The organism is Streptomyces sp. NPDC020299 (genome assembly GCF_044387825.1).
In the GTDB taxonomy this organism is placed as follows: domain Bacteria; phylum Actinomycetota; class Actinomycetes; order Streptomycetales; family Streptomycetaceae; genus Streptomyces.
The window spans coordinates 463,610-484,971 of the sequence record NZ_JBIRWL010000004.1 but is presented as its reverse complement, the minus strand read 5'-3'; the positions used below and the strand labels follow the sequence as shown (position 1 = coordinate 484,971).

At 73.7% G+C, this 21,362-nt stretch carries 22 protein-coding genes and 2 riboswitches; of the genes, 12 read left to right on the top strand and 10 right to left on the bottom strand.

Translation table 11 applies throughout. The features are described from left to right. The first annotated feature begins 2 nt into the window (after window positions 1–2). The 4 genes from ACH45E_RS13635 (at window position 3) to ACH45E_RS13620 (ending at window position 4,309) form a co-directional block, all read left to right on the top strand. Window positions 3–1,400 (top strand): MATE family efflux transporter, encoded by a 1,398-nt coding sequence (locus ACH45E_RS13635; RefSeq protein ID WP_361437913.1) that lies wholly within the window; start codon window positions 3–5, stop codon window positions 1,398–1,400. 44 nt (window positions 1,401–1,444) lie between these two features. Then, on the top strand, window positions 1,445–2,029 hold the full coding sequence (locus ACH45E_RS13630; RefSeq protein ID WP_361437911.1) for a class I SAM-dependent methyltransferase: 585 nt from the start codon (window positions 1,445–1,447) through the stop codon (window positions 2,027–2,029). A 4-nt stretch (window positions 2,030–2,033) separates the two neighbouring features. Beyond that, a complete protein-coding gene (locus ACH45E_RS13625) occupies window positions 2,034–2,654 on the top strand; it encodes a flavin reductase family protein (RefSeq protein WP_361437909.1) in 621 nt (206 codons plus the stop codon). A gap of 332 nt (window positions 2,655–2,986) precedes the next feature. Further along, entirely contained in the window at window positions 2,987–4,309 is a 1,323-nt protein-coding gene (locus tag ACH45E_RS13620; RefSeq protein WP_361437907.1) for a hypothetical protein, read from the top strand. Between the two features lie 35 nt (window positions 4,310–4,344). Here the strand turns inward: ACH45E_RS13620 and ACH45E_RS13615 are convergent, their stop codons facing one another. From ACH45E_RS13615 to ACH45E_RS13585, 7 genes are all read right to left on the bottom strand, one after another. Further along, entirely contained in the window at window positions 4,345–5,022 is a 678-nt protein-coding gene (locus tag ACH45E_RS13615; protein ID WP_361437905.1) for a YoaK family protein, read from the bottom strand. Between the two features lie 153 nt (window positions 5,023–5,175). Beyond that, window positions 5,176–5,592, bottom strand: a complete 417-nt coding sequence (locus ACH45E_RS13610; protein ID WP_361437903.1) for a transglycosylase SLT domain-containing protein — start codon at window positions 5,590–5,592, stop codon at window positions 5,176–5,178. Between the two features lie 348 nt (window positions 5,593–5,940). Then, window positions 5,941–6,777 (bottom strand): ECF transporter S component, encoded by an 837-nt coding sequence (locus ACH45E_RS13605; protein WP_361437901.1) that lies wholly within the window; start codon window positions 6,775–6,777, stop codon window positions 5,941–5,943. Then, window positions 6,774–8,453 carry an ATP-binding cassette domain-containing protein gene (locus tag ACH45E_RS13600; protein ID WP_361437899.1) on the bottom strand — a complete coding sequence of 560 codons (1,680 nt, stop codon included), beginning with the start codon at window positions 8,451–8,453 and terminating at the stop codon, window positions 6,774–6,776. Before ACH45E_RS13600 ends, ACH45E_RS13605 begins: the two co-directional genes overlap by 4 nt. Beyond that, window positions 8,450–9,550 carry an energy-coupling factor transporter transmembrane component T gene (locus tag ACH45E_RS13595; protein WP_361437897.1) on the bottom strand — a complete coding sequence of 367 codons (1,101 nt, stop codon included), beginning with the start codon at window positions 9,548–9,550 and terminating at the stop codon, window positions 8,450–8,452. Before ACH45E_RS13595 ends, ACH45E_RS13600 begins: the two co-directional genes overlap by 4 nt. After that, window positions 9,537–10,199 carry an SCO2322 family protein gene (locus ACH45E_RS13590; protein WP_361437895.1) on the bottom strand — a complete coding sequence of 221 codons (663 nt, stop codon included), beginning with the start codon at window positions 10,197–10,199 and terminating at the stop codon, window positions 9,537–9,539. Before ACH45E_RS13590 ends, ACH45E_RS13595 begins: the two co-directional genes overlap by 14 nt. After that, window positions 10,196–11,428 (bottom strand): prenyltransferase/squalene oxidase repeat-containing protein, encoded by a 1,233-nt coding sequence (locus ACH45E_RS13585; RefSeq protein ID WP_361437893.1) that lies wholly within the window; start codon window positions 11,426–11,428, stop codon window positions 10,196–10,198. The genes ACH45E_RS13590 and ACH45E_RS13585 overlap by 4 nt, the downstream gene beginning before the upstream one ends. Window positions 11,429–11,540: 112 nt before the next feature. After that, window positions 11,541–11,670: riboswitch (cobalamin riboswitch) on the bottom strand. A gap of 70 nt (window positions 11,671–11,740) precedes the next feature. On the opposite strand from ACH45E_RS13585, the gene ACH45E_RS13580 reads away from it, so the two are divergent. From ACH45E_RS13580 to ACH45E_RS13560, 5 genes are all read left to right on the top strand, one after another. After that, window positions 11,741–12,406 (top strand): phosphotransferase, encoded by a 666-nt coding sequence (locus ACH45E_RS13580; protein WP_361437891.1) that lies wholly within the window; start codon window positions 11,741–11,743, stop codon window positions 12,404–12,406. A gap of 220 nt (window positions 12,407–12,626) precedes the next feature. Continuing rightward, window positions 12,627–13,277 carry an XRE family transcriptional regulator gene (locus tag ACH45E_RS13575; protein ID WP_361437889.1) on the top strand — a complete coding sequence of 217 codons (651 nt, stop codon included), beginning with the start codon at window positions 12,627–12,629 and terminating at the stop codon, window positions 13,275–13,277. Then, window positions 13,274–13,846, top strand: a complete 573-nt coding sequence (locus tag ACH45E_RS13570; protein WP_361437887.1) for a hypothetical protein — start codon at window positions 13,274–13,276, stop codon at window positions 13,844–13,846. Before ACH45E_RS13575 ends, ACH45E_RS13570 begins: the two co-directional genes overlap by 4 nt. After that, on the top strand, window positions 13,846–15,066 hold the full coding sequence (locus tag ACH45E_RS13565; RefSeq protein WP_361437885.1) for an MAB_1171c family putative transporter: 1,221 nt from the start codon (window positions 13,846–13,848) through the stop codon (window positions 15,064–15,066). Before ACH45E_RS13570 ends, ACH45E_RS13565 begins: the two co-directional genes overlap by 1 nt. 8 nt (window positions 15,067–15,074) lie before the next feature. Next, window positions 15,075–16,490, top strand: a complete 1,416-nt coding sequence (locus tag ACH45E_RS13560; protein ID WP_361437883.1) for an FAD-dependent monooxygenase — start codon at window positions 15,075–15,077, stop codon at window positions 16,488–16,490. Here the strand turns inward: ACH45E_RS13560 and ACH45E_RS13555 are convergent. Together ACH45E_RS13555 and ACH45E_RS13550 are read right to left on the bottom strand one after the other, a co-directional pair. Beyond that, the gene (locus tag ACH45E_RS13555) at window positions 16,483–16,929 is read right to left on the bottom strand and encodes a nuclear transport factor 2 family protein (protein ID WP_361437881.1); all 447 of its coding nucleotides are present in this window, start codon (window positions 16,927–16,929) and stop codon (window positions 16,483–16,485) included. The two genes, ACH45E_RS13560 and ACH45E_RS13555, sit on opposite strands and share 8 nt — an antisense overlap. Window positions 16,930–16,977: 48 nt before the next feature. Next, window positions 16,978–18,006 (bottom strand): MBL fold metallo-hydrolase, encoded by a 1,029-nt coding sequence (locus ACH45E_RS13550; protein ID WP_361437879.1) that lies wholly within the window; start codon window positions 18,004–18,006, stop codon window positions 16,978–16,980. A 260-nt stretch (window positions 18,007–18,266) separates the two neighbouring features. On the opposite strand from ACH45E_RS13550, the gene ACH45E_RS13545 reads away from it, so the two are divergent. The 3 genes from ACH45E_RS13545 to ACH45E_RS13535 all read left to right on the top strand — a co-directional run bounded on the left by ACH45E_RS13545 (window position 18,267) and on the right by ACH45E_RS13535 (window position 20,334). After that, entirely contained in the window at window positions 18,267–18,491 is a 225-nt protein-coding gene (locus tag ACH45E_RS13545; protein ID WP_361437877.1) for a hypothetical protein, read from the top strand. Between the two features lie 145 nt (window positions 18,492–18,636). Next, window positions 18,637–20,094 carry an aldehyde dehydrogenase gene (locus ACH45E_RS13540; protein ID WP_361437875.1) on the top strand — a complete coding sequence of 486 codons (1,458 nt, stop codon included), beginning with the start codon at window positions 18,637–18,639 and terminating at the stop codon, window positions 20,092–20,094. A 6-nt stretch (window positions 20,095–20,100) separates the two neighbouring features. After that, a complete protein-coding gene (locus tag ACH45E_RS13535; RefSeq protein WP_361437873.1) occupies window positions 20,101–20,334 on the top strand; it encodes a ferredoxin in 234 nt (77 codons plus the stop codon). Between the two features lie 93 nt (window positions 20,335–20,427). Continuing rightward, window positions 20,428–20,612, top strand: a riboswitch (TPP riboswitch). A 51-nt stretch (window positions 20,613–20,663) separates the two neighbouring features. Here the strand turns inward: ACH45E_RS13535 and ACH45E_RS13530 are convergent. Next, window positions 20,664–21,308, bottom strand: a complete 645-nt coding sequence (locus tag ACH45E_RS13530; protein WP_361437871.1) for a TetR family transcriptional regulator — start codon at window positions 21,306–21,308, stop codon at window positions 20,664–20,666. Between the last annotated feature and the right edge of the window lie 54 nt (window positions 21,309–21,362).

Below are 21,362 nucleotides of genomic sequence, written 5' to 3'. Positions count from 1 at the left end.
CCATGACGACCGTCAACCCGGCCACCGACCAGGGCGCCGCGTCCGGCGAGGAGACCCGCTCCGCCGCGCGCGAGATCGTGGCCCTCGGCCTGCCGCTGCTGCTCGGCGCACTGTCCTCGACCGCCTCCGGCATCGTCGACACCGCCATGATGGGCCGGTACGGGGCTCCTGAACTCGCCGCCGTCTCCGGCACCGCCGCCGTCTTCGACGTGTTCGCCAACCTCGTGCTCGCGTCCGTGGTCGGCTACCAGATCCTCGCCCCCCGCTTCGCCGGCCGCCAGGACCCGCCGGGCCTTCGCCGCGCCCTGGCCGCCTCGGCCCGCTACTGCGGCGCGCTCGCCCTGGCGCTGACCGTCCTGTGCATGACGGCCGGCCGTTGGCTGACCGGCCTCGTGGCCGGCGGAGATGCCCAACTGCCCGCCATCGGCGCCCAGTACCTGACCGCACGCGCCCCGACGCTGCTGCTGCTCGTACCGTTCACCCTGCTCACGGCCAGCTTCAACGCGTACAGGAAAACCCGGTACGCGGCCGTGGCGGGCGTCGTCGTCAACGTCGTCAACCTGCTCCTCGACGTGCTCCTCATCCACGGCGTCGGCCCCTTCCCCCGCTGGGGCGCCTTCGGCAACGGGCTGGCCACAACCCTCGCCTGGCTCGCCGGCGTCGCCGTCCTGCTCGTCTTCGCCCGCCGCTCGGACCTGCGCGGCAAACTCGGGGGACCGGCGGCCGAAGGCCTCGGCCCGGTCGACTTCGAGACGTCCGTACCGCGCCTGGCCTGGCCCGCCCTGGTCTCCTCGGGCCTCGACTACGCCAGCATGGCCGTCTTCTTCGCCATGATGGGCGGCATCGGCGCGGCGGCACTCGGCGGCGGCCGCATCGCCTTCGAGCTGATGGTGCTCGTCTTCGGTGTGGGTACGGCGTTCGCCGCCGCCCAACGCCTGCTGATCGGACGGTCACTGGGAGCGGGGGACCGGGACGCCGCCCGCATCCTGTGGCGGCAGGGACAGTACGTACTCCTCGCCCCCGGCGCCGTCATCGGCCTCGCCCTCGCGCTCCTGCCCCACCTGACCGCCGAACTGTTCACGTCCTTCGCCCCGGTCGTCGACGCGGCCGCCGACGCGATCGTCCTGATCGGGATCTGCGTACCCCTGATCGCCTGGACCCTCGGCAACGTCAGCCTGATCCGCGCGCTCGGCCACACCCGCGTCGAGATGTACACCAACCTGGCCGCCGCCGTGGCCGTGCAGCTCCCGGTCGGCTGGCTGCTCGCCGACGCGGCCGGACTCGGCCTGACCGGCGCCTTCCTCGGCGTCCTCGCCTACTGGGCGGCGCGCGCCGCCGGCACCGAGGTGGCGGCGCGGCGGCTGACCCGGCACACGCCCGCACCCGCATCCGCGGTCTGACCCTTCTCGTACTCCCGGTCTCGTTCTCCAGTGAGGAACCGAACATGAGCGACCTCCCCCTCTCCGTCCCGGCGCGCGTCGCCAAGGCCCAGGCGATCGCCGACCGCGGCCAGTTCAAGATGTCCAGCGAGCCCCGCGTGGGCGCCCTGCTGCGCAGCCTCGTCGCCACCAAGCCCGGTGGACGGATCATCGAGGTCGGCGGCGGTGTCGGCGTCGGCGCGGGCTGGCTCCTCGACGGCATGGACGCCGAGGCGCGGCTCACCTCGATCGAGAAGCACGAGAACTTCGCCCGGGTGCTGAAGCACGTCGTCGCCGACGACCCGCGCGCCGAGGTCGTGGTCGCCGACGCGACCGAGTGGCTGACCGCGTACGACGGGCCCGACTTCGACTTCGCGTTCATCGACACCACGGTCACCAAGTTCGAGCGCCGCGACACCCTCTTCGCGCACCTCGCGGACGGCGCGCTCGTCATCGCCGACGACCTGCTGCCCCAGGACAGCTGGGACGCGTCGCACCCGCCGCGCGTGGAACTGTTCCGCAAGGAGATCATGCAGGAGCCGAACCTCGTCCCCACGCTGGTGGACTGGGCGTCCGGGCTCGTCATCGCGGCCCACCGCAAGAACGCGTGACACCGTGGCCGCCGCGCTGAGGGCCGTACCGGCCCAGGAAGCCGATCCGGAGGGCGCGGTCCGGGGCTCGGGCCCAGGGCCCGTCCCCGTGCCCGTCCCCGTGTCGGTCCCCTTGTCCGTCCCCGAGGAAGGCGCCACGGCCGCCGAACTGCTGCGCCGCACGCTGCGGGAACACGCCGCGGGGGTCGCCGTCATCACGGTGCCGGGGCCCGCGGGCTTCACCGCGACCTCGTTCACGTCGGTGTCGCTGGAACCCGCCCTGGTGACGTTCTTCGTCGGTCTCACCGCCTCCACGGCGGCGGCCGTAGCCCGCGCCGACCACTTCGCCGTACACCTGCTGGGCGCCCGGAACGCGGACCTGGCCGCACGGTTCGCGGCCCGGGCGGTCCCGCGTTTCCAAGGCGTCGACTGGTCCCCGTCCCCGGAGGGCGTACCCCTCCTCCAGGGCGTCGGGCGCCTCACCGCGCGCACGGTCCTGCGCCAGCGCGTCGGCGACCACCTCCAGGTCGTCGGCGCCCTCCAGAACGCGGAACCCCTGCCGGGCCACGAGCCGCTGATCCACCACCACGGGGGGTACGCGACAGCCACCCCTCTGCCGGGTACAGGACCGGGGGCGGGACGATGACCGCGGCACCGGGGGCCGGCCCGGCTTCCCCGGCCGCGCCCACCCCAGCCCCTGCCCCCTCCGTCCCGGTGCCCACCCCCGCCACTGCTCCCGGAGCGGCGCCCGCACCTCCGCGGGTCTGCGACAGCCGCGCCTCTGCCGGGGACGGGGCCGGGGGCGGGGCGATGACCGCGGCACCGGGGGCCGGCCCGGCTTCCCCGGCCGTGCCCACCCCAGCCCCTGCCCCCTTCGTCCCGGTGCCCACCCCCGCCACTGCTCCCGGAGCGGCGCCCACACCTCCGCGGGTCTGCGACAGCCGCGCCTCTGCCGGGGACGGGGCCGGGGGCGGGGCGATGAGCGCGGCACCGGGGGCCGGCCCGGCTTCGCCGGCCGCGCCCACCCCAGCCCCTGCCCCCTTCGTCCCCGCGCCTGCCTCAGCCCCTGCTCCCGGACCGGCCCCCGCACCCCCGCCGCTTCCGGTCCGCCCCGCCTACACCCGCACCGACCCCCGGGGCGTCCTGCCCCGCCGCACCGGCCTTCCCGGCCTCCAGGCCAACCGCCTCACGCCCTTCTGGCGCCCGCTCATCGATCTGTGCCCCAGCCCGCACAGCCCCCTCCGGCTACGGGCGATCCCGCTGGTGGCGGCCCGGCTGGCGGAGCCGCCCGGCGCGCACCGGCCCGCGAGGTTCTCCCGCATCGGTGTGCCCGGCCAGCGCCACCAGGTCCTGCGGCACGCGGGCCTGGACGCCTACGACTGCCGCACCCCGGCCGGTCTCGCCCCGCACCTGCGCACCCCGCACTGGCAGAACCTCGTCGACATGGCGGACGCCTTCCCCGACCTGGCAGCGCCCACCCGCGCCCTGCTCCTGTTCCACCTGGCCCAGCTCACCTACTGCCACTACGCGATCGGCCTCGCCGGAGCGGTCCGCCCCACCGGCGACCCCGGTCACGACCGGTACGTCTACGAGGTCGCCCGGATCCACGCCCGCACCCCCGGCCACCTCGACAGCGCGCTGTCCCTCTTCGGCGAGTTGTCCACCGTCACCCCCGACCCGGCCCTCGCCCTCGCCGCCTGCTTCCAGGGCATCGGCCACTCGCTGCGGGGCGGGGACGGGGCGCGGGCGGAGACGTACCTGACGCGTGGGCGGGCCCTGGCGGCGGGCTTCCGGCAGGACACCTGGGACGCGCACCTGGGCCTGAGCAGGTTCCACCGGGCGGCGGCGCTCCTGCACCCGGAGGACCCCCACCACCTGGCTCGGGCGCAGGCCCACCACACGGCACTGGTGCCCTCCGGGCCGGGGCAGGACGAGGCGACCGCCCTCCTGGTGGCGGAGAACGCCCGCTACCTTCTCGAACTCCGTATCCGCAGCACGCCGACGTCGGCCCCGGCCCTCGCCGACGAACTCCTGGTCCTGGACCCGAACTGCGTCGAAGCGCTCCTCACCGCGGGCGACGCGCACGCCCGCGCGGGCGACCCGCACCGCGCGGCACACCTCTACACGCGGGCGGGACAGCTCGGCACGGGGGCGGGCGCGATGGGCTGGTACCGGGCGGCCCAGTGCCACCTGCTGCTGGACGGGACGGCGGACGCCGCGCACGCGATGGGCCGCTGCCTGGAGCTGGACGCGACGGCACGGGAGCCACGGGCGTATCTTGCGGGGCTGACCGGCGGGTGACTCCGGGGCGCGCCTCGCCCAGTACGCCGAGCGGCCTACTCCCGCCCCGACGTCACCACCGCCAGCACCCCCGCCGCCAGCGCCGCGAGCAGCAGGGGCAGGGCCAGGCCGTGGTGGAGGACCAGCCAGGCGCCCACCGCGGCGCCCGTGGCTATGGCGACGACGGCGGCGATGCGGCGCGGGTGGCGCCTGCTCGAACCGTCGCCGACGGGGGAGTCGGAGGCCAGGCTGGTGAGGGTCATGGTCAGGACGGTGGTCGTGAGGTCGGGCACGCCCAGCTTGCGGACGGTCGCGTTGCGCAGGCCCATCGCGAGAGCGGTGAGGGCGATCAGCGCGTACGTGGTGCCGGTGGGCGCGAAGAAGGCGACCGCCGCCGAGATGCCCATCAGCACCGCCTCGCTGCCGAGCATCACCCGGGCCCAGGTCCGGCGGGAGCCGCCGCCGTGGCGTGCCGCGACCCGGCCGCCGGCCACCGCTCCCACCAGGTAGCAGCTCAGGGATGTCGCCGCGTGCGGCACGGAGAAGCCGGGCGCTCCGGCCGCGGCGAAGCCCAGGACGACCACGTTGCCGGTCATGTTGGCCGTGAAGACGCGACCGAGGCCGAGGTAACTCACCGCGTCGATCAGGCCGCTGATCACGGTCAGCGCCAGCAGCACGACCACCAGGCGCACACCGCGCCGCTCGGGGTCCTCGGTCCGGGTCTCCGCCGTCATGTGTCCTCCGGCCGGGCGGGTGGGGCGGGCAGGGCGGTCCCCAGTGCATCACGGGCGGCGCCCACGCAGACGCGCGCACCCCCGCCGGCGTGGGCGAGGGTGCGTGCGCGTGCTGGACCGGGAGGCGGCCGGTCAGTGGGGGGAGGAGGCGGCTCAGTACCAGCCGTTGGCCTGCCAGAACTTCCAGGCGGCGGCGGGGCTGCCGTAGCGGGACTTCATGTAGTCGAGGCCCCACTTGATCTGGGTGGCGGGGTTGGTCTTCCAGTCGGAACCGGCCGAGGCCATCTTCGAGCCCGGCAGGGCCTGGACCAGGCCGTAGGCGCCGGAGGAGGAGTTGGTGGCGGAGACGTTCCAGCCGCTTTCCCGCTTGACGATGTTGCTGAAGGCGTTGAACTGCGCGGCGTCCGGGATCATCTTGTGCGCGATCGACTGGGCCTGGGCGGGCGCGGCGGTGGTCGCCGCGTGGGCCGGGGCCGAGGTCAGGACCATGCCGGCGGTGGCGGCGGCCACGGCGGCGGTGGTGAGGGCCTTCTTCGGGGTGGCGATGCGACGGATGATGGCGACGGACACGGAGAACCTCTTCGTACGGGGACAGGAACCGCCGGACGCTTGCCGGAACCACGCGCTGCGGGGCGGGGCGTACGTCGGCGCCGCGACCCGGTGGGGTTCGTCGGCGCCTGGCGACTGCTCCAGAGAAACAGGCTCGAAAGATGTCCGCAATGACCCCCTTTACTAGTTGTGGCCGGATCCGGGGGGAAAGTGTGCCGTGTGAAGTGGCTCTCAATGTGCAGGTCAGGTGGGGTGCGGGTGCAGACATTTCGGACAAGTCCTACTACGGTGTCGCGTCGTAGGTGACTTGCCTCATGTGGGGTGCTTCACCGGTCGGCTGGCGCTCCGCGCGTGAGCGGTCGCTCGCCGTCACCGCGCGGACGCGTCGAATGTGACCGCCGTCTCGAACGCCGCCCGGCGCGTGGCCCGGCGCAGCGCCCTGAGGACCGCCGGGCCGAGCGTCAGGGTCAGGACGACCGTGCAGACCGCCCGGCCGAGGTCCCAGCCAAGGGAGGTGGCCAGGCAGTACGCGAGGAAGCGGGCCAGGTTCGCGGGGACGGCGGCGTGCGGGTCGAAGGCGATGCCCGAGGCCAGTGCGCTCATGAAGGGCCAGCCCGCCAGGTTCATCACCGTGCCGTAGGCGAAGGCGGCCAGGCAGCCGTAGGAGGAGAGGAGTACGAGTTCGGCCCGGCCGCGCAGCCGGTCCGGGGCCGGAAGCAGGCCCGCGCCCATCGTGAACCAGCCCATGGCGAGCATCTGGAACGGCATCCACGGGCCCACCCCGCCCGTGAGCAGCGCGGACGCGAACATCGTGACCGAGCCGAGGACGAAGCCGAAGCCCGGTCCGAGGACGCGCCCGCTGAGCACCATGAGGAAGAACATCGGCTCGATACCGGCGGTGCCCGCGCCGATCGGCCGCAGCGCGGCACCGGTCGCGGCCAGCACCCCCAGCATGGCCACGGCCTTCGGGCCCAGCCCCGATTCGGAGATCGTCGCGGCGACGACGGCGACGAGGAGCACGAGCAGCCCGGCGAAGAGCCAGGGTGCGTCCTGCGCGTGGGCGCCGAGCTGGGAGTCGGGCGGGGCGAGGAAGGGCCAGCCGAAGGCGACCACACCGACCGCGCCGACCAGGACCAGCGCGGCCGTGGAGCGGGGGCCGAGCTGGACGGGACGGGGACTGGTACGGGGACGGGTGCGGCGGGTCATGCGAGTGCCTCCCGGACCTGGGTGACCGTGAGCCAGCGCTGCGGGGCGAGGATCTTGGTCACCTGGGGTGCGAAGGACGGGGACGAGACGACGATGTCGGCCGTCGGACCGTCGGCGATCACCTCGCCGTCGGCGAGCAGCACGACCCGGTGGGCGATCTCGGCCGCCAGCTCCACGTCGTGCGTGGCCAGCACGATGGCGTGCCCCTCGGCCGCGAGGCCGCGCAACACCGTGACCAGGCGGGCCTTCGCCGCGTAGTCCAGCCCCCGGGTCGGCTCGTCGAGCAGGAGCAGGGGAGGGCGGGCGGTCAGTACGACGGCCAGGGCGAGCGCGAGCCGCTGGCCCTCGGAGAGATCGCGCGGGTGGGTGCCGTCGCCGATGTCCGGCAGCAGCTCCGACACCAGCGCACGGCAGGTGCCCGGCACGGCCCCCGCGTCCCGGTCGGCCGCCGCGCATTCCGCGCCGACCGTGTCCGCGTACAGCAGGTCCCGGGGCTCCTGCGGAACCAGGCCGACCCGGCGCACCAGCTCGCGCGGCGGGGTCCGGTGCGGCACCGCCCCGCCGACGTGCACCGATCCGGCGGACGGGGTGACGAGACCCACCAGCGCGGAGAGGAGGGTGGACTTCCCGGCGCCGTTGCGGCCCATGAGGGCGACCGTCTCACCGGGGGCGACGGTGAGGTCCACGTGCCGGAGCGCGTCGACGCGGTCCCGACGGACGGCCAGGGAGCGGACCTCGGCGGCTGCGGGAGGCGTGGCGGCCTTCTCGGGAGTGCGCCGGAACAGGCGCCGGCGGGGGGCGCACGGCGGAGAAGCGGGTGCCGTAGCGGCGGTCGGCAGCGCGTCGGGGGAGGCGTCCCGCCCGGTGAGCCGGTCCCGGAGTCCGCCCGCCCTGCGGCGCGCGTCCCGTACCGTCAGCGGCAGCGGGGACCAGCCCGCCAGGCGGCCCAGGTCCACCACCGGCGGGTACACGGGCGATACGGCCATCACCTCGGCCGGGGTGCCGAGGACGGGGGCCGCGCCGGGGGCGGGCAGGAGCGCGATCCGGTCGGCGTACTGGACGACGCGTTCCAGCCGGTGCTCGGCCATCAGGACCGTCGTACCGAGGTCGTGCACGAGCCGTTGGAGGACGGCGAGCACCTCCTCCGCGGCGGCGGGGTCGAGCGCCGAGGTCGGTTCGTCGAGGACGAGGACCCTGGGGTGCGGGGTGAGCACCGATCCGATGGCGACCCGCTGCCGCTGGCCGCCGGAGAGGCCGGCGATGGGCCGGTCGCGCAGGTCGGCCAGGCCGAGCAGGTCGAGGGTCTCCTCGACGCGCCGCCGCATCACCTCCGGCGCGAGCCCCAAGGACTCCATTCCGTAGGCGAGTTCGTCCTCCACGATGTCCGTGACGAAGTGCGCGAGGGGATCCTGGCCCACCGTGCCCACCACATCGGCGAGTTCACGCGGCTTGTGGGTACGGGTGTCCCGGCCGGCGACCGTCACCCGGCCGCGCAGGGTGCCGCCGGTGAAGTGCGGGACCAGCCCGCTGACCGCGCCCAGCACGGTGGACTTGCCCACGCCCGACGGGCCGGCGAGCAGCACGAGTTCGCCCTCGGGCACCTCGAAGTCCACACCGCGGACGGTTGGTTCGGCCGCGCCGTCGTAGGTCACGGAGACGTCCTCGAAGCGGATCACGACGACTCCTTGGTGACGGCGGGGGCGGCGGGGGCGCTTGGGGCGACGAAGGCGGGGAGGAGAGCGAGGAGCACGGCCGCCGCGGGCCAGAGGGGAAGTTCGGGTGCGGTCAGCGGTACGACCCCGGGGTGCAGGGCGTCCGGGTCGCGCACGGAGGCGAGCGTCAGCAGCGCGGCGACGGCCGCGCCGGACGCGGCGACCAGCCAGGCGCGCGCGTTCCAGGCGTCCGGCCGGTAGCGGGTGCGCAGGGTACGGCGGCCCCCGAGGCGCAGCCCCGCGAGGGCCGCGGCGACCCCGGCGACCATGACCGGCAGCCCGTACGTGCCGCCTTCCGCGGTGAGCAGGCCGTACGTGCCCGCGCAGACGCCGAGCAGGCCGCCCAGGGTGAGGGCGGCGGTCGTACGACGGATCCGGGCGGGGACGTCGGCGGTACGGCCGTAACCGCGGGCGTCCATCGCGGCGGCGAGCGCGACGGACCGCTCCAACGCGCCCTCCAGCACCGGGAGTCCGACCTGGAGCAGGCCCCGCAGGCCCCGGTCGGGGCGGCCGCGCAGCCGGCGGGCGGCGCGCAGCCGCTGGACGTCGGCGATCAGGTTCGGCGCGAAGGTGAGGGCGACGACCACGGCCACGCCCGTCTCGTAGAGCGCGCCGGGCAGGGACTTGAGCAGCCGGGCCGGGTTGGCGAGGGCGTTCGCCGCGCCGACGCAGATCAGCAGCGTGGCCAGCTTCAGGCCGTCGTACACCGCGAACAGCACTCCCTCGGCGGTGACTTCGCCGCCCAGGCGGATGCCCTGCGCCCAGTGGGGGAGCGGGACTTCGGGGAGGGTCACGAGCACGTGCGTGCCGGGGATGGGGGAGCCGAGCACCACCGCGAAGGTGAGGCGGACGAGGAGGACGGCGAGGGCGAGCTTGGCGAAGGCGCCGTAGGAACGGGCCCAGGGGGCGCTGCCGCGGTGGGTGGCCACGACGTATGCGGAAGCCGTGATCAGGAGGGCGAGGAGGAGGGGGTTGGTGGTGCGGGTGGCCGCGGTGCCCAGGCCTATGGACCACAGCCACCAGGCACCGGGGTGCAGGGCGGGGACGCTACGCGCGGCCACGGCGCCGAGCCCGCCATATCGCCGCCGCGCCCAGCAGCACGACGGCACCCACTCCCACCGGCAGGCCCACCGACGGGCCGTCCGACGTGCTGTGCGAGGGCTTGCTCCCGGCCCGTTCCTCGGCCGGCTTCCCCGCCGCCACCTGCTCCCCGCACCCCTTGCGCGGATACCCGTCGATCGCGCACAGCAGTGCGTTGGTGTCGTAGCGGAGCGGCCCGGCCACCGCGGCCAGCGCGTCCGCCGTCGTCCCGTCGCCGGAGACCGCCGCGCAGGCCGTCCGGCGGCCGGGCGGGGTTTCTCCGGAGGGGGCGTCGGCGGCCGTGCCGAAGTCGAGGACCAGGGCGATGCGCTTCCTGCCCTCCCGTGCGGGCACCTTGGCGCAGATCGCGTCGAAGTCCGCGGTGCCGCGTGGCCGCGTCGCACTGGCGGAGTCCTCGCTCACCGCGAAGCGGAAGCCCTGGACGTCGCCGTCGGCGGGACGCGCGGTGGACGGGCCCTGCGTGGCGTACGTCCAGTGGCCGCCGGTGCGCTCCCAGAAGGACCAGTAGCGGTAGCCGGTGGCCTGGGCCTGCCCGGCCGACACCACGCACAGGAGCGCGGCCAGGAGCGCGGCCAGGAGCGGCGCCCCGGCACGGCGGACGACGATCACGGCTGCTGCTTCCTGCGGCGGCCGCTGAGCAGGAAGCCGATGCCGATGCCGGCGACGAGGCCGGTGCCGACGATCCACCACACCTTCGTCCCCGAGTCGTGCTTCGCCGGCTTGGTCTCAGCGCCGGTCGCCCGTCCCGTTGCCGCCGTCTGCGGCGCCGGTCCGGTCGCGTCGAGCGCCCGCACCAGGTCCGTACCGCCGAAGTCGTGCGGGTCGGCGCCCATCGCGTGCGCGGCGAGGATCAGCTCGGCGTAGGCGGCGGGGCCGGACTGCTTCGCCCACTGCGCCGCGTGCTTCTCCAGCCAGGCGTACGGCCTTTGCGCCTGATCCGCCCAGCCCTGTGCGGCGAGGGCGACGACCGCGTCCGCGGTGTTGCCGTAGTCGGGCTGGTCCTTGGCGCCGGGGAGGCTGGAGGTGAGGTGGCCGGTGTCGTGCGTCTGGTCCGCCAGGTAGGCGGCGCCGTTGCGGGCGATCTGCTGCGGGGCGAGCGGCTTGTCGGAGTTGGCGCAGACGTAGCCCTCCTCCGGTGCCTTCCCGGCCGTCGTCACGAAGCCCTTGCCGAGCGAGCCCAGCACCCCGGCCGCCGTCGCGTCCGCGTTGGCCGCCAGTTTGCCCTTCTTGTCCGGCTGGTAGGCGAGGGCGCCGCCGCCGTCCTCGTCGCAGGGGATGGACCACTTGGCCAGCAGTTCGGCCGGGGTCCTGCCCTCGGTACGGAGCTGGAGGGGGTGCTCGCCGGCCGCCGCGAGGGCACCGATGACGACGGAGGTGGAGTTGGTGTCGCTGGGCGAGCCCGGCGTGTAACTCCAGCCGCCGTCCTCGTTCTGCATCGCCTTCAGCCAGACGGCGGCCTTGTGGACCTCCCCCTCGTGCTCGCCGAGCGCGTGCAGGGCCTGTACGGCGGCGGCCGTGCTGTTGGTGTCGGCCTGGGCGGAGGTCTTCGCGCACGACTTGGCGGGGTCCGGGCGGTAGGCGGCGAAGCCCCCGTCGGCGCACTGCTGCCCGACCAGCCAGTCGATGGCCTTCGCGGCGGGCCGGACACCGGCCGTGCGCTGGGCGAGCAGCGCGAGGGACTGCCGCCACACGCCGTCGTACTTCGGGTCCGTGCTGCCGTACAGCCCGGACGGGAGCGCCGTCGACGGGGAGGGCGACGGCGACGCGGCCGTGGCGGGCGCGGCTGCGGCTATGACGCCGACGGTGGCGAGAACCGCGGCGCTGCGGCGGACGTTCATGGTCGGCTACTGCCTCTCCCTGCGGGGGAGCACGGGCAGCACGGGGACACCCCGGGCGGCTCGGCTCCGTAGACCTCGACGGTGCCGCGCGCGGCGGGTTGCCGCGCACGTGAGCCGGTCAACGTCCGTACGGGGCAGTCCGGCTCACCGTCGTGACGGTTTACGGTTGCGGGTCAGCGCCGGAATTGCACCGGCTTCCCCCCGTACGGGTGTGATGACGCCCGGACACTGTACCCGGCGGTAGACAGCGGCTGGGAGGCGGCTGTGCGTCAGGGGAGTCAGGGGGCCGTGTGAGGTGGCTAGGGTCGCGTCATGCTGCCGACGGGGAGACCGCTGGGTTCCGGCCGGACGGCCGACGTGTACGAGATCGACGAGGCGTGGGTGCTGCGCCGCGACCGGGCGGGCCGGGGGGACGCCGCCGCGGACGGCGCGGTGATGGCGTACGTACGGGAGCACGGCTACCCGGTGCCCCGGGTGCGGCCGTCCGGCTCGCGCACCGACCTGGTGATGGAACGGCTGTCCGGACCGACCATGCTGGCCGCCCTCCTGGACGGCTCGCTGGGCGCGGCCGAGGCGGGCGCGGAACTCGCCCGGCTGCTGCGGCTGCTGCACGCCGTCCCCGCCCGGGACTCCGCCGCCCCCGGCGCCCGCGTCCTGCACCTGGACCTGCACCCCGACAACGTGATCCTCACCCCGGACGGTCCCCGGGTCATCGACTGGAGCAACGCCGAGGACGGGCCGCCCGGTCTCGACTGGGGCATGTCCGCGGTGATCCTCGCCGAGGTCGCCGTCGGCGGCGAAGCCCTCGCCGCCCCGGCCCGCGCGCTGCTCACCGCCTTGCTCGCCGCCCCGTCCGGCCTGACGGAGACGGGGCTGACCGAGGCGCGGCGGCGGCGCGCCGCCAATCCGACGATGAGCGCACGGGAGGTCGAACTCCTCGGGGAGGCCGTGGAGTTGGTACGGACGCTCATCCGCTGACGACCCGGGTTGTCCCGACCCCCGATGCCGCTCCCCCATAGGCGGCACCCGGGGCCGGGGCCGGGTGGCGTCATGATCCTGTCCCGCGCGAGCCTCAACTGTCAACGATTGCTGCCTAATTCAGCAGCTGTCATTGACATCACTTCTCGACCGGCGGGCGACCCGGTAGCCTCGCGTCAACTCAGCCACGAAACCGACGACATGCCCAGGGGGGACATCGGTGAGTGACGCCCACGCCCCGCTCGCCGGCCTGCTCGACCGGCTCGGGGAGCTGACCGAACGGCCGGGCCGGCTACCGGAGGTCCTGGACGTGGCCGGCCTCTCGTACCGCACCGGCATCCCCGCCGAGGTGGTCGCCCGACTGCTCGCGGGCGGCGCCGCCCCCGACACCGGGCTGGCCCAACGGGTGCGGCAGCGGCTCGACTTCATCCGCGAGACCCGGCGCAGACCGGACGGCAAGCGCTACTCGCTGGACGAGCTGGCCAGGATCGCGGGCACCAGCCGGCAGTGGCTGAGCGAGTGGCGCAAGAGCGGCATGCCGAGCCTGGAACACACCGACCGGCTGCGCAGGTTCTTCGGCCTCCCCGCCGGATACTTCACCGCGGACGAGCCGGAGGCCCTGTACGAGGCCCTCCTGCCGGTGCTCCAGAGCCTGGAGGCGCAGGCCGACCCGCTGCTGCGGCTGCGCGAGAGCGGACTGGTACGACTGGCCATGCGCGCCCCGCGGATGAACCCCCGTCAGCTCGCCACGCTCGCCGACCTGGCCGAGATGATCATCACATCCGAGGACACGGACCCGAGCGCCGGGAACACGGACACGGGTGCCGGGAACACGGACACGAGCGCGGACATCACGAAGGACCGTCAGTGAGCCGGAAAAGATCGCCGAAGCGCTTCCTCGCCCAGCTCGTCCGCGACACCGCCCGCACCCTGACCCCGCCGACCGGGCCCGAGGCGTTCCTGCACGCCGTGTGCGACACGCTCAGCCCGCGGCTGGACCGCCCCGTACGGCTCAAGTTCGTCGCCTTCCCGCCGGAGTTGGACGTCTCCGGGGTCACCTTCGCCAAGGACGACGAGTACATCGTCGTGGTCGAGGACCGCGCGCCCGGCGCGCACAAGTTCGTCATCGCGGGGCACGAGATCGGCCACATCTACTACCAGACCCTGGACGTCCACTACCCGGCCGGCCTGCCCGCCGCCGCGCGCCGGCTGCTGTCCCGGGCCGAGGAGGACATCCCCTGGGAGCGGGTGGTCGCCATGGCCACGCGGTCCCCGGCCGCCACGACCGCCGAGGCCGAGTGGGAGGCCGAGGAGTGCGGACTGCGCCTGGCGGCCAAGTACGCCAAGGTCGTCGGCCCCTCGGCCGCGCCCGGCCGGACGACCCAGGACACCCTGACCGACCGTCTGTCGTCGTCGCTGGGCAACGCCGGCGGCCTGTGATGCGCTGGGACATAGCCGGCTCGTTCCTCGCCTACGCCGTGCCGGCCGTGCTGCTCGCCGTGGCCTTCGTGATCAAAGTGCCACTGCTCAGGCGGGCGTGGCAGGACCCGATCCTGCGGGCGACGGCCCTGCTGCTCGGCATCGGCGCCGTCACGTTCGCCTCCCTGCCGCCGGGCAACCTGCACCGCATCAACGCGCTCACCGGGGTGCCGAACTTCGCCGGCCTCTGGGTCTACTCGCTGCTCAGCGTCTACTGCGGCGCCTGCCTGTGGCTGATCATCACCTGGCGCGAGCCGCCCTCCCCGGCCCGGCGCCGGCGCACCCGCACGATCTGGATCGCGTACTCCCTGATCGTCGTCGGCCTGTGGGTGACCTTCTTCCTCGGCGACCACCACGTCGAGCGGCTGCGCGATCTGGACACCTACTACGCGACGACGCCGTGGATGCGCGAGTTCGCCATGCTCTACCTCGTCGCCCACATGGTGTCCGCCGTGGCCGCCGCGAGCATGCTGTGGGCCTGGTTCCGCGAGGTCCGCGACACCTGGCTGCGCCGCGCGGTGGTGCTCCTCCAGGTCGCCTACGCCCTCGGGCTCGTCTTCGACGTCGCCAAGATCGCCGCGATCGGGGCCCGCTGGAGCAGCCGGAACTGGGACTGGCTGTCGACGTACGTCGCGCCGCCGTTCGCCATCGCCGAGGCGATCCTGGTCGGGGTCGGCTTCATCGCCGGGCAGACCGGGCCGCTCGCCGAGGAACGCCGCCGGATGTGGCGCGCCCACCGCCGCCTGGAACCGCTGTGGCAGGCCGTGCTGACGGTCACCGCCCCGTCCGCCCCGGCGACCGGCCGGGTCAGCGGCGCCGAACTCCAGCTCGAACTGCGCCGGGCCGCCATCAACGACGCCCTGCTCAAACTCGCCCCGCACCTGAGCGGAGCCCGCCGCGAGCGGGCCCGCCGCGCGGCCCTCGCCGCCGGTCACCCCGACACCGCGGCGCGCGGCATCGCGGGCGCGGTGGACATCCTGGTAGCCGTCGACGCGGCGCGCTCCGCTGGCCAGGGCGAGGGCGTGGACCCGGGCCCCGCACACACCGATCACGGCCGCCCCTCCGATGTCCCGGCCGGCGAACTGGAGTCGATCGGGCAGGCGCTGCGCGTGCATTCGTCGACCGTGGAGACGATCCGCCGGGAGTCGGTGGCGAGGGAAGGTCTCACTCCGTATGTCTGAGAGAACGTATGCCTGAGAGAACGACCGCTCGCCGTCGCACCGCGATCGTGATCGGGGGCAGTACGACCGGGATGCTCGCCGCCTCCGTGCTCTCCAGCCGGTTCGACGAGGTCACGGTGATCGAGAGCGACCGGTTGCCCGAGGGGCCCGAGCCGCGCAAGGGGCTGCCCCAGGCCCGCCACGCCCATCTGCTGTGGTCCGGGGGAGTGGCCGCGCTGGAGACACTGCTGCCGGGGATCACCGGGAAGCTGGCCGGCAAGGGCGCCGGGCTGATCGACGTGATGACCGACCTGGTCAGCAAGGCGCCCTCGGGGCAGTGGTTCCGGCGGTTCGCCGACTCACGGCACCACATGATCGTGTGCAGCCGGGACCTGCTGGACGCGGTGATCCGCGCGGACGTCCTGGCCCGGAGCCGGATCACCCTGATGGACGCGACGAGGGTGCGGGGGCTGGTCGGCGACCGGTCCCGCGTGACGGGCGTACGGATACCGGGCGGGCCGGGGGCCGAGGAGACCGTCCTGCGCGCGGACCTGGTGATCGACGCGAGCGGGCGGGCCTCGCAGGCCCACAAGTGGCTGGCGGCACTGGGCCTCGCCCCGGTCGTGGAGCGCGTGGTGGACGCGGGCGTCGCCTACGCCAGCCGCGTCTACCGGGCCCCCGGCTCCACCGCGACCCTGCGGTACCCGGTCGTCAACGTCCAGGCGGACCCGCGCCGGGCGCCCGGCCGGGGCGGGGTCGTCGTCCCGGTCGAGGACGACCGCTGGCTGGTGACGCTGTCCGGCACGAGGGGCGGCGAACCGAGCGCCGACCCCGACGCCTTCGAGGAGTTCGCCCTCACCGGCCTCCGGGACCCCGTCATCGGCCGCCTGATCTCCCGGGCCGAGCCCCTCACGGACCCCGTGACCACCCGCAGCACGGCCAACCGCCGCCGCTACTACGAGAACGCCGAGGCCTGGCCCGACGGTTTCGCCGTCCTCGGGGACGCCGTCGCCGGCTACAACCCCGTCTACGGCCACGGCCTCTCGGTCGCCGCGCAGAGCGTCCTCGCCCTGCGCCGGGTCCTCGACCGCCACGGCCCCACCACCCCCGGCACCGCCCGCCGCATCCAGCGCGCGGTGGCCCGCCCGGTCGGCAACGCGTGGAACCTGGCGGTCGGCCAGGACGCGTACTACCCGGGGGCCGCCCCCCAGCCCCCCACCGCCGTCGAGCGCCTCCTGACGGCCTACGTCGACAAGGCGGTGGCCGCCGGCTCGCAGAACCCCCGAGCCCTGCGCGGCCTCCTGGACGTCATGAGCCTGAAGACCCCACCCACCCGCCTCTTCGCCCCCGACATGCTCTGGAACATCTGCTTCGGCCCCCGCAAGGGCCCACTGCCGGGGCCACCGCTGACCGAGGCGGAACGGGAGGCGGCGGGCCTCAGCTGACGGCCCGCGGGGTCGGGCCGCCGAAGGGCAGGGACAGCACACGGCTGTCCAGCAGCCACCGACCGTCGACCCGGCGGAACGCGTCCTCGTAGGTGCCGACCTGGACGGGTGCGCCGGGCGGAACGATGCCGCCCCCGTAACCGTCCACCCGGTACGTCGAGAAGTACGAGGTGGCGACAGCCGTGTCCGGAGTGATCACGGTGACGAGGATGTTGGACATCAGACGACGGGAGAGCCGGTCGGCGGGACGCGAGCCGAAATAGCTCCGCAGCTCCGCCCGGCCCTTGGCCACCCGCCCGTCCACCGGCCAGGACCAGCTGCCGTCCTCGGTGAACAGCTCGGCGACGGAGCCGGGTTCACCGAGGTCGAGACGGTGGACGAACTCGTGGATGACGCGCTCGCAGGCGCGCTCGGCGAGAAGGTTCTCCAAGGGGTCCATAAAGTCCATGAGACGGTTTACCAGCCGGGACCCCGCCCGCTCGACCGGTTAAACGGCCACGTACGCCACCGGCTCGCCCCCCGCCGCCGCCTCCGCGCGCCCCAGCTTCACCAGCCTGCGCAGATGGGCCTCCGCCTCCGACACCGCGATGGTCCTCGACCCGTACGGGATCTGCTCCCAGGGCCGGTTCCACTCCATCCGCTCGGCCAGCTGCCAGGGGGTGAGCGGCTCGGCGAGGAGGGAGAGCAGGCCGGTGAGGCGGGCCTCGTGGTGGGCGAGCAACTCCCGGACCCGGGACGGCGCGTCGGTGAAGGCGTGCTGATGGGCCGGCAGGACCTCGGCGGGGGCGAGCTCGCCGACCCGCTCCAGGGAGGCCAGGTAGTCGCCGAGAGGGTCGGTGACAGTGGCGTCGTCGGGATCCTCGTACAGCCCGATGTGCGGGGTGATCTCCGGGAGCAGATGGTCGCCGGAGAAGAGACGGCCGTGCCCGGGCAGCCGGCCCGGATGGGTCTCCTCCAGGTGCAGGCAGACGTGGCCCGGGGTGTGGCCCGGCGTCCACAGGGCGCGCAGCCGGCGGCCGGGGAGGTCGAGGAGTTCGCCGGGGACGATCTCGCGGTCGGGCGGCGCGGGCGAGAGACCGGGCACGGCACGGCGGCGACGGCCCGCGCGCAACGGGGCCACGTGCTCCTCCGGCGCTCCGGCGGCCGTGAGCTTGGCGGCCATGTAGGTGTACCAGTGCTCGGGATCCGTCTCCCGCGCCCGGCGGACGATCGCCGCGTCGGCCGCGTGCATCGCGATCCACGCCCCGGAAGCCTCCCGCACCTGCCCCGACAGCCCGTGGTGGTCGGGGTGGTGGTGCGTGATGACGACCCCGTGAACCTCCGCCACCGCCGTGCCGAGCGCCGCAAGCCCGGCCACCAGGGTCTCCCAGGACGCCGGGTCGTCCCAGCCGGTGTCGATCAGCACCGGCCCCCGGTCGGTGTCGACCACGTACACCAGCGTGTGACCGAGAGGATTGTCAGGAATCGGAACCGCTACGGACCGCACGCCCCCGCCATGCTCGAACGTCTTCGCCATCCGTCCTCCGCCCGCCGAGCCGCCCACGGCCATCACCCACAGCCGTCGCCCATGACCGTTGCCCACTATAACTAGAACTGGTTTCAATGGATGCCCAAGTCGACTGACGCTGTGGGCCGTTGCCGTCCGTGTCGGCGGCTGCCCGGATCGCGGAGCGATCCCTGCGCAAGGCGGCCGGGCCATGCGGGCCGTGAGCGGCTCGCGCGGCCACGTAGTCTCGTTCTCTCCACACGGGAGCAAGGGGCGGAGGCGTTCACTCGATGGCGAAGCCGGTACGTGCTGCACTGGGGGAGACCTGGCTCAAGTGCCAGGTCTGCCAGAACGACGTGTTCCGGGAGCGGGGTGTCCTGCTCAACAGCGCCGGCATGGAGTTCATGAGGCTGGCCTGGGCCGACGAGAACGCCACAGGCCTGATCTGCTGGCGGTGCGGCTACGTGCACCTCTTCGTCAACAAGGACATCAAGCTCTATCGGGCGGACAAGTGAAGGCCCACACCTTCCGCGCCCGCCCCTGATCATCGGGAAACCGCTGGTCGGGGGCATTCTCGTCCTGTCCGTGGACTCCTTTGACCGGAACTGATATCAGTTTCTGAAACAGCGTCAGATTCGGTGCGGCGGGAGGCAGTCGGTCATGACCGAGCTCGTGGAACACGGACAGCTGTTCATCGGCGGGGAGTTGACCGACCCCTTGGGCAGGGACGTCATCGAGGTCGTCTCGCCGCACACCGAGGAGGTCATCGGGCGGGTGCCGCACGCCTCGCGGGAGGACGTGGACCGGGCCGTCGCCGTGGCGCGGCGCGCCTTCGACGAGGGGCCCTGGCCGCGTACGACGCTTCAGGAGCGGATCGAGGTCGTCACCCGCATCAAGGACGCGATCGCCGCACGCCACGAGGAGATCGCCCGCGTGATCTCCTCCGAGAACGGCTCCCCGTACTCCTGGAGTGTGCTCGCCCAGGCCCTCGGCGCGATGATGGTGTGGGACGCGGCGATCAGGGTGGCGCGGGACTTCACGTACGAGGAGACCCGCGACGGGGTGCTCGGGAAGATCCTCGTGCGCCGCGAGCCGGTCGGGGTCGTCGCGGCGGTCGTCCCCTGGAACGTCCCGCAGTTCGTCGCCGCCGCCAAGCTCGCGCCGGCCCTGCTCACCGGCTGCACGGTGGTGCTCAAGCCGTCGCCCGAGTCACCCCTGGACGCCTACATCCTCGGCGAGATCGCCAAGGAGGCCGGGCTGCCGGACGGGGTGCTGTCCATTCTCCCGGCCGACCGCGAGGTCAGCGAGTACCTGGTCGGGCACCCCGGCGTCGACAAGGTCTCCTTCACCGGCTCGGTCGCGGCAGGCAAGCGCGTGATGGAGGTCGCCGCGCGCAACCTCACGCGCGTGACGCTGGAGCTGGGCGGCAAGTCGGCGGCGGTCGTCCTGCCCGACGCGGACCTCGAGACGGCGGTGCCCGGAATCGCCTCGGCGGCCTGGATGAACAACGGCCAGGCCTGCGTCGCCCAGACCCGCATCCTCGTACCCCGCTCCCGCTACGACGAGTTCGCCGACGCCTTCGCCCAGGCGGCGGGGGCGCTCACGGTCGGCGACCCGCTGGACCCGGCGACCCAGGTGGGCCCGCTGGTCGCCGAACGGCAGCAGCGCAGGAACCTCGACTACATCCGCATCGGCCAGGAGGAGGGCGCCAAGATCCTCACCGGCGGCGGCCGGCCGGCCGGGCTGGAGCGCGGCTGGTACGTCGAGCCCACCCTCTTCGGCGACGTCGACAACTCCATGCGCATCGCCCGCGAGGAGATCTTCGGCCCGGTGATCTGTCTCCTGCCGTACGGCGACGAGTCCGAGGCCCTGAAGATCGCGAACGACTCGGACTACGGCCTCTCCGGCAGCGTGTGGACCTCGGACGTCGAGCACGGCATCGAGGTCGCCCGGCAGGTCCGTACCGGCACCTACTCGGTCAACACCTTCAGCCTCGACATGCTCGGCCCGTTCGGCGGCTACAAGAACTCCGGCCTGGGACGGGAGTTCGGCCCCGAGGGGTACGGCGAGTACCTGGAGCACAAGATGATCCACCTGCCGGCCGGCTGGGAGGCGTGAGGGGGCATGGGGGACCGCTGGCACATCGAGGTCGACCGCTCCGTCTGCATCGGCTCCGCCCAGTGCCTCCACCACGCCCCCGACGGCTTCCGCCTCGACACCGCCCGCCAGTCCCATCCGGTCTACGCGGACACCGACGCGAACGAGAAGGTGCTGGCCGCGGCGGAGAACTGCCCCGTGGAGGCCATCGCGATCACACTGGTGGACGGCGGGGAGGCGGTGTTCCCGCCGGAGGAGTAGAGGCGTAGGAGAGCAGGGGAGTAGGAGGCTGAAAAAAAGTCCCCTTTGGGGGGTTCCATAACGTGCTGGACGACTTATCCTGAAAACAGCCTACGAGGCGAGTGAGGGAGTCTGACCGGAGTAGCCGACTCTGGCGCGACGCCGAGAAAGTTTCGGCATCCGCCGTGGCCGACAGCGACGGTCCGACTGAGAGGCCGAACGGCAGCAGTCAGGCCGGAAAGCGACCCCTATTACCTGACCCGGGTAATGCCGGCGAAGGGAACCCGTCTCGTAGGTCTTTCCTGTGCGGTCACACGTCCGGTCACACGTCGGGTCACGCGTCGGGTCGCTCAGTCATGGGAGCCCCCGCCGTCCGTCGGCTCCGTCAGATCGATCAGGCGGCACACCGTTTCGATGTCGATCTTGACCTGGGCGATGGAGGCGCGGCCCGACAGCCAGGTGATCAGGGCCGAGTGCCAGGTGTGCTCGATCACGCGGACGGCGGAGAGCTGCTCGGCAGTCGGGTCGTCCAGGCCCATCGCGTCCAGGATGATCGCCGTGGTCTGCCGGGAGACCTGGTCGACCTCCGGAGAGACGCTGCGGTCGGCGAAGGTGAGCGCGCGCACCATGGCGTCGGCGAGGTGCGGCTCGCGCTGGAGCGCGCGGAAGGCCCGCATCAGGGTCTCCGCCACCCGCTGGGCCGCCGTGTCGCCCGCCGGGGGCTTCTTCCGCAGCGTGCCGTGCATGTGCTCCAGCTGGTCCTGCATCGTGGCGACCAGCAGATGCACCTTGGACGGGAAGTAGCGGTACAGCGTGCCGAGCGCCACCTGGGAGGACTCGGCGACCTCCCGCATCTGCACCGCGTCGAAGCCGCCCCGGCTGGCCAGCTGCGCGCTGGCGTGCAGGATCCGGCGGCGCCGGGCCTCCTGCCGCTCCGTCAGGGGGGCGGAGGCGGGGTGCGCGGTACTGGATTCCACCTTGGCGTGCGCAGGCATCGGTCCCGTTCCGTGACAGTCGGTGAGGCAGCCGTTGAGGGCGAGTGATCACCC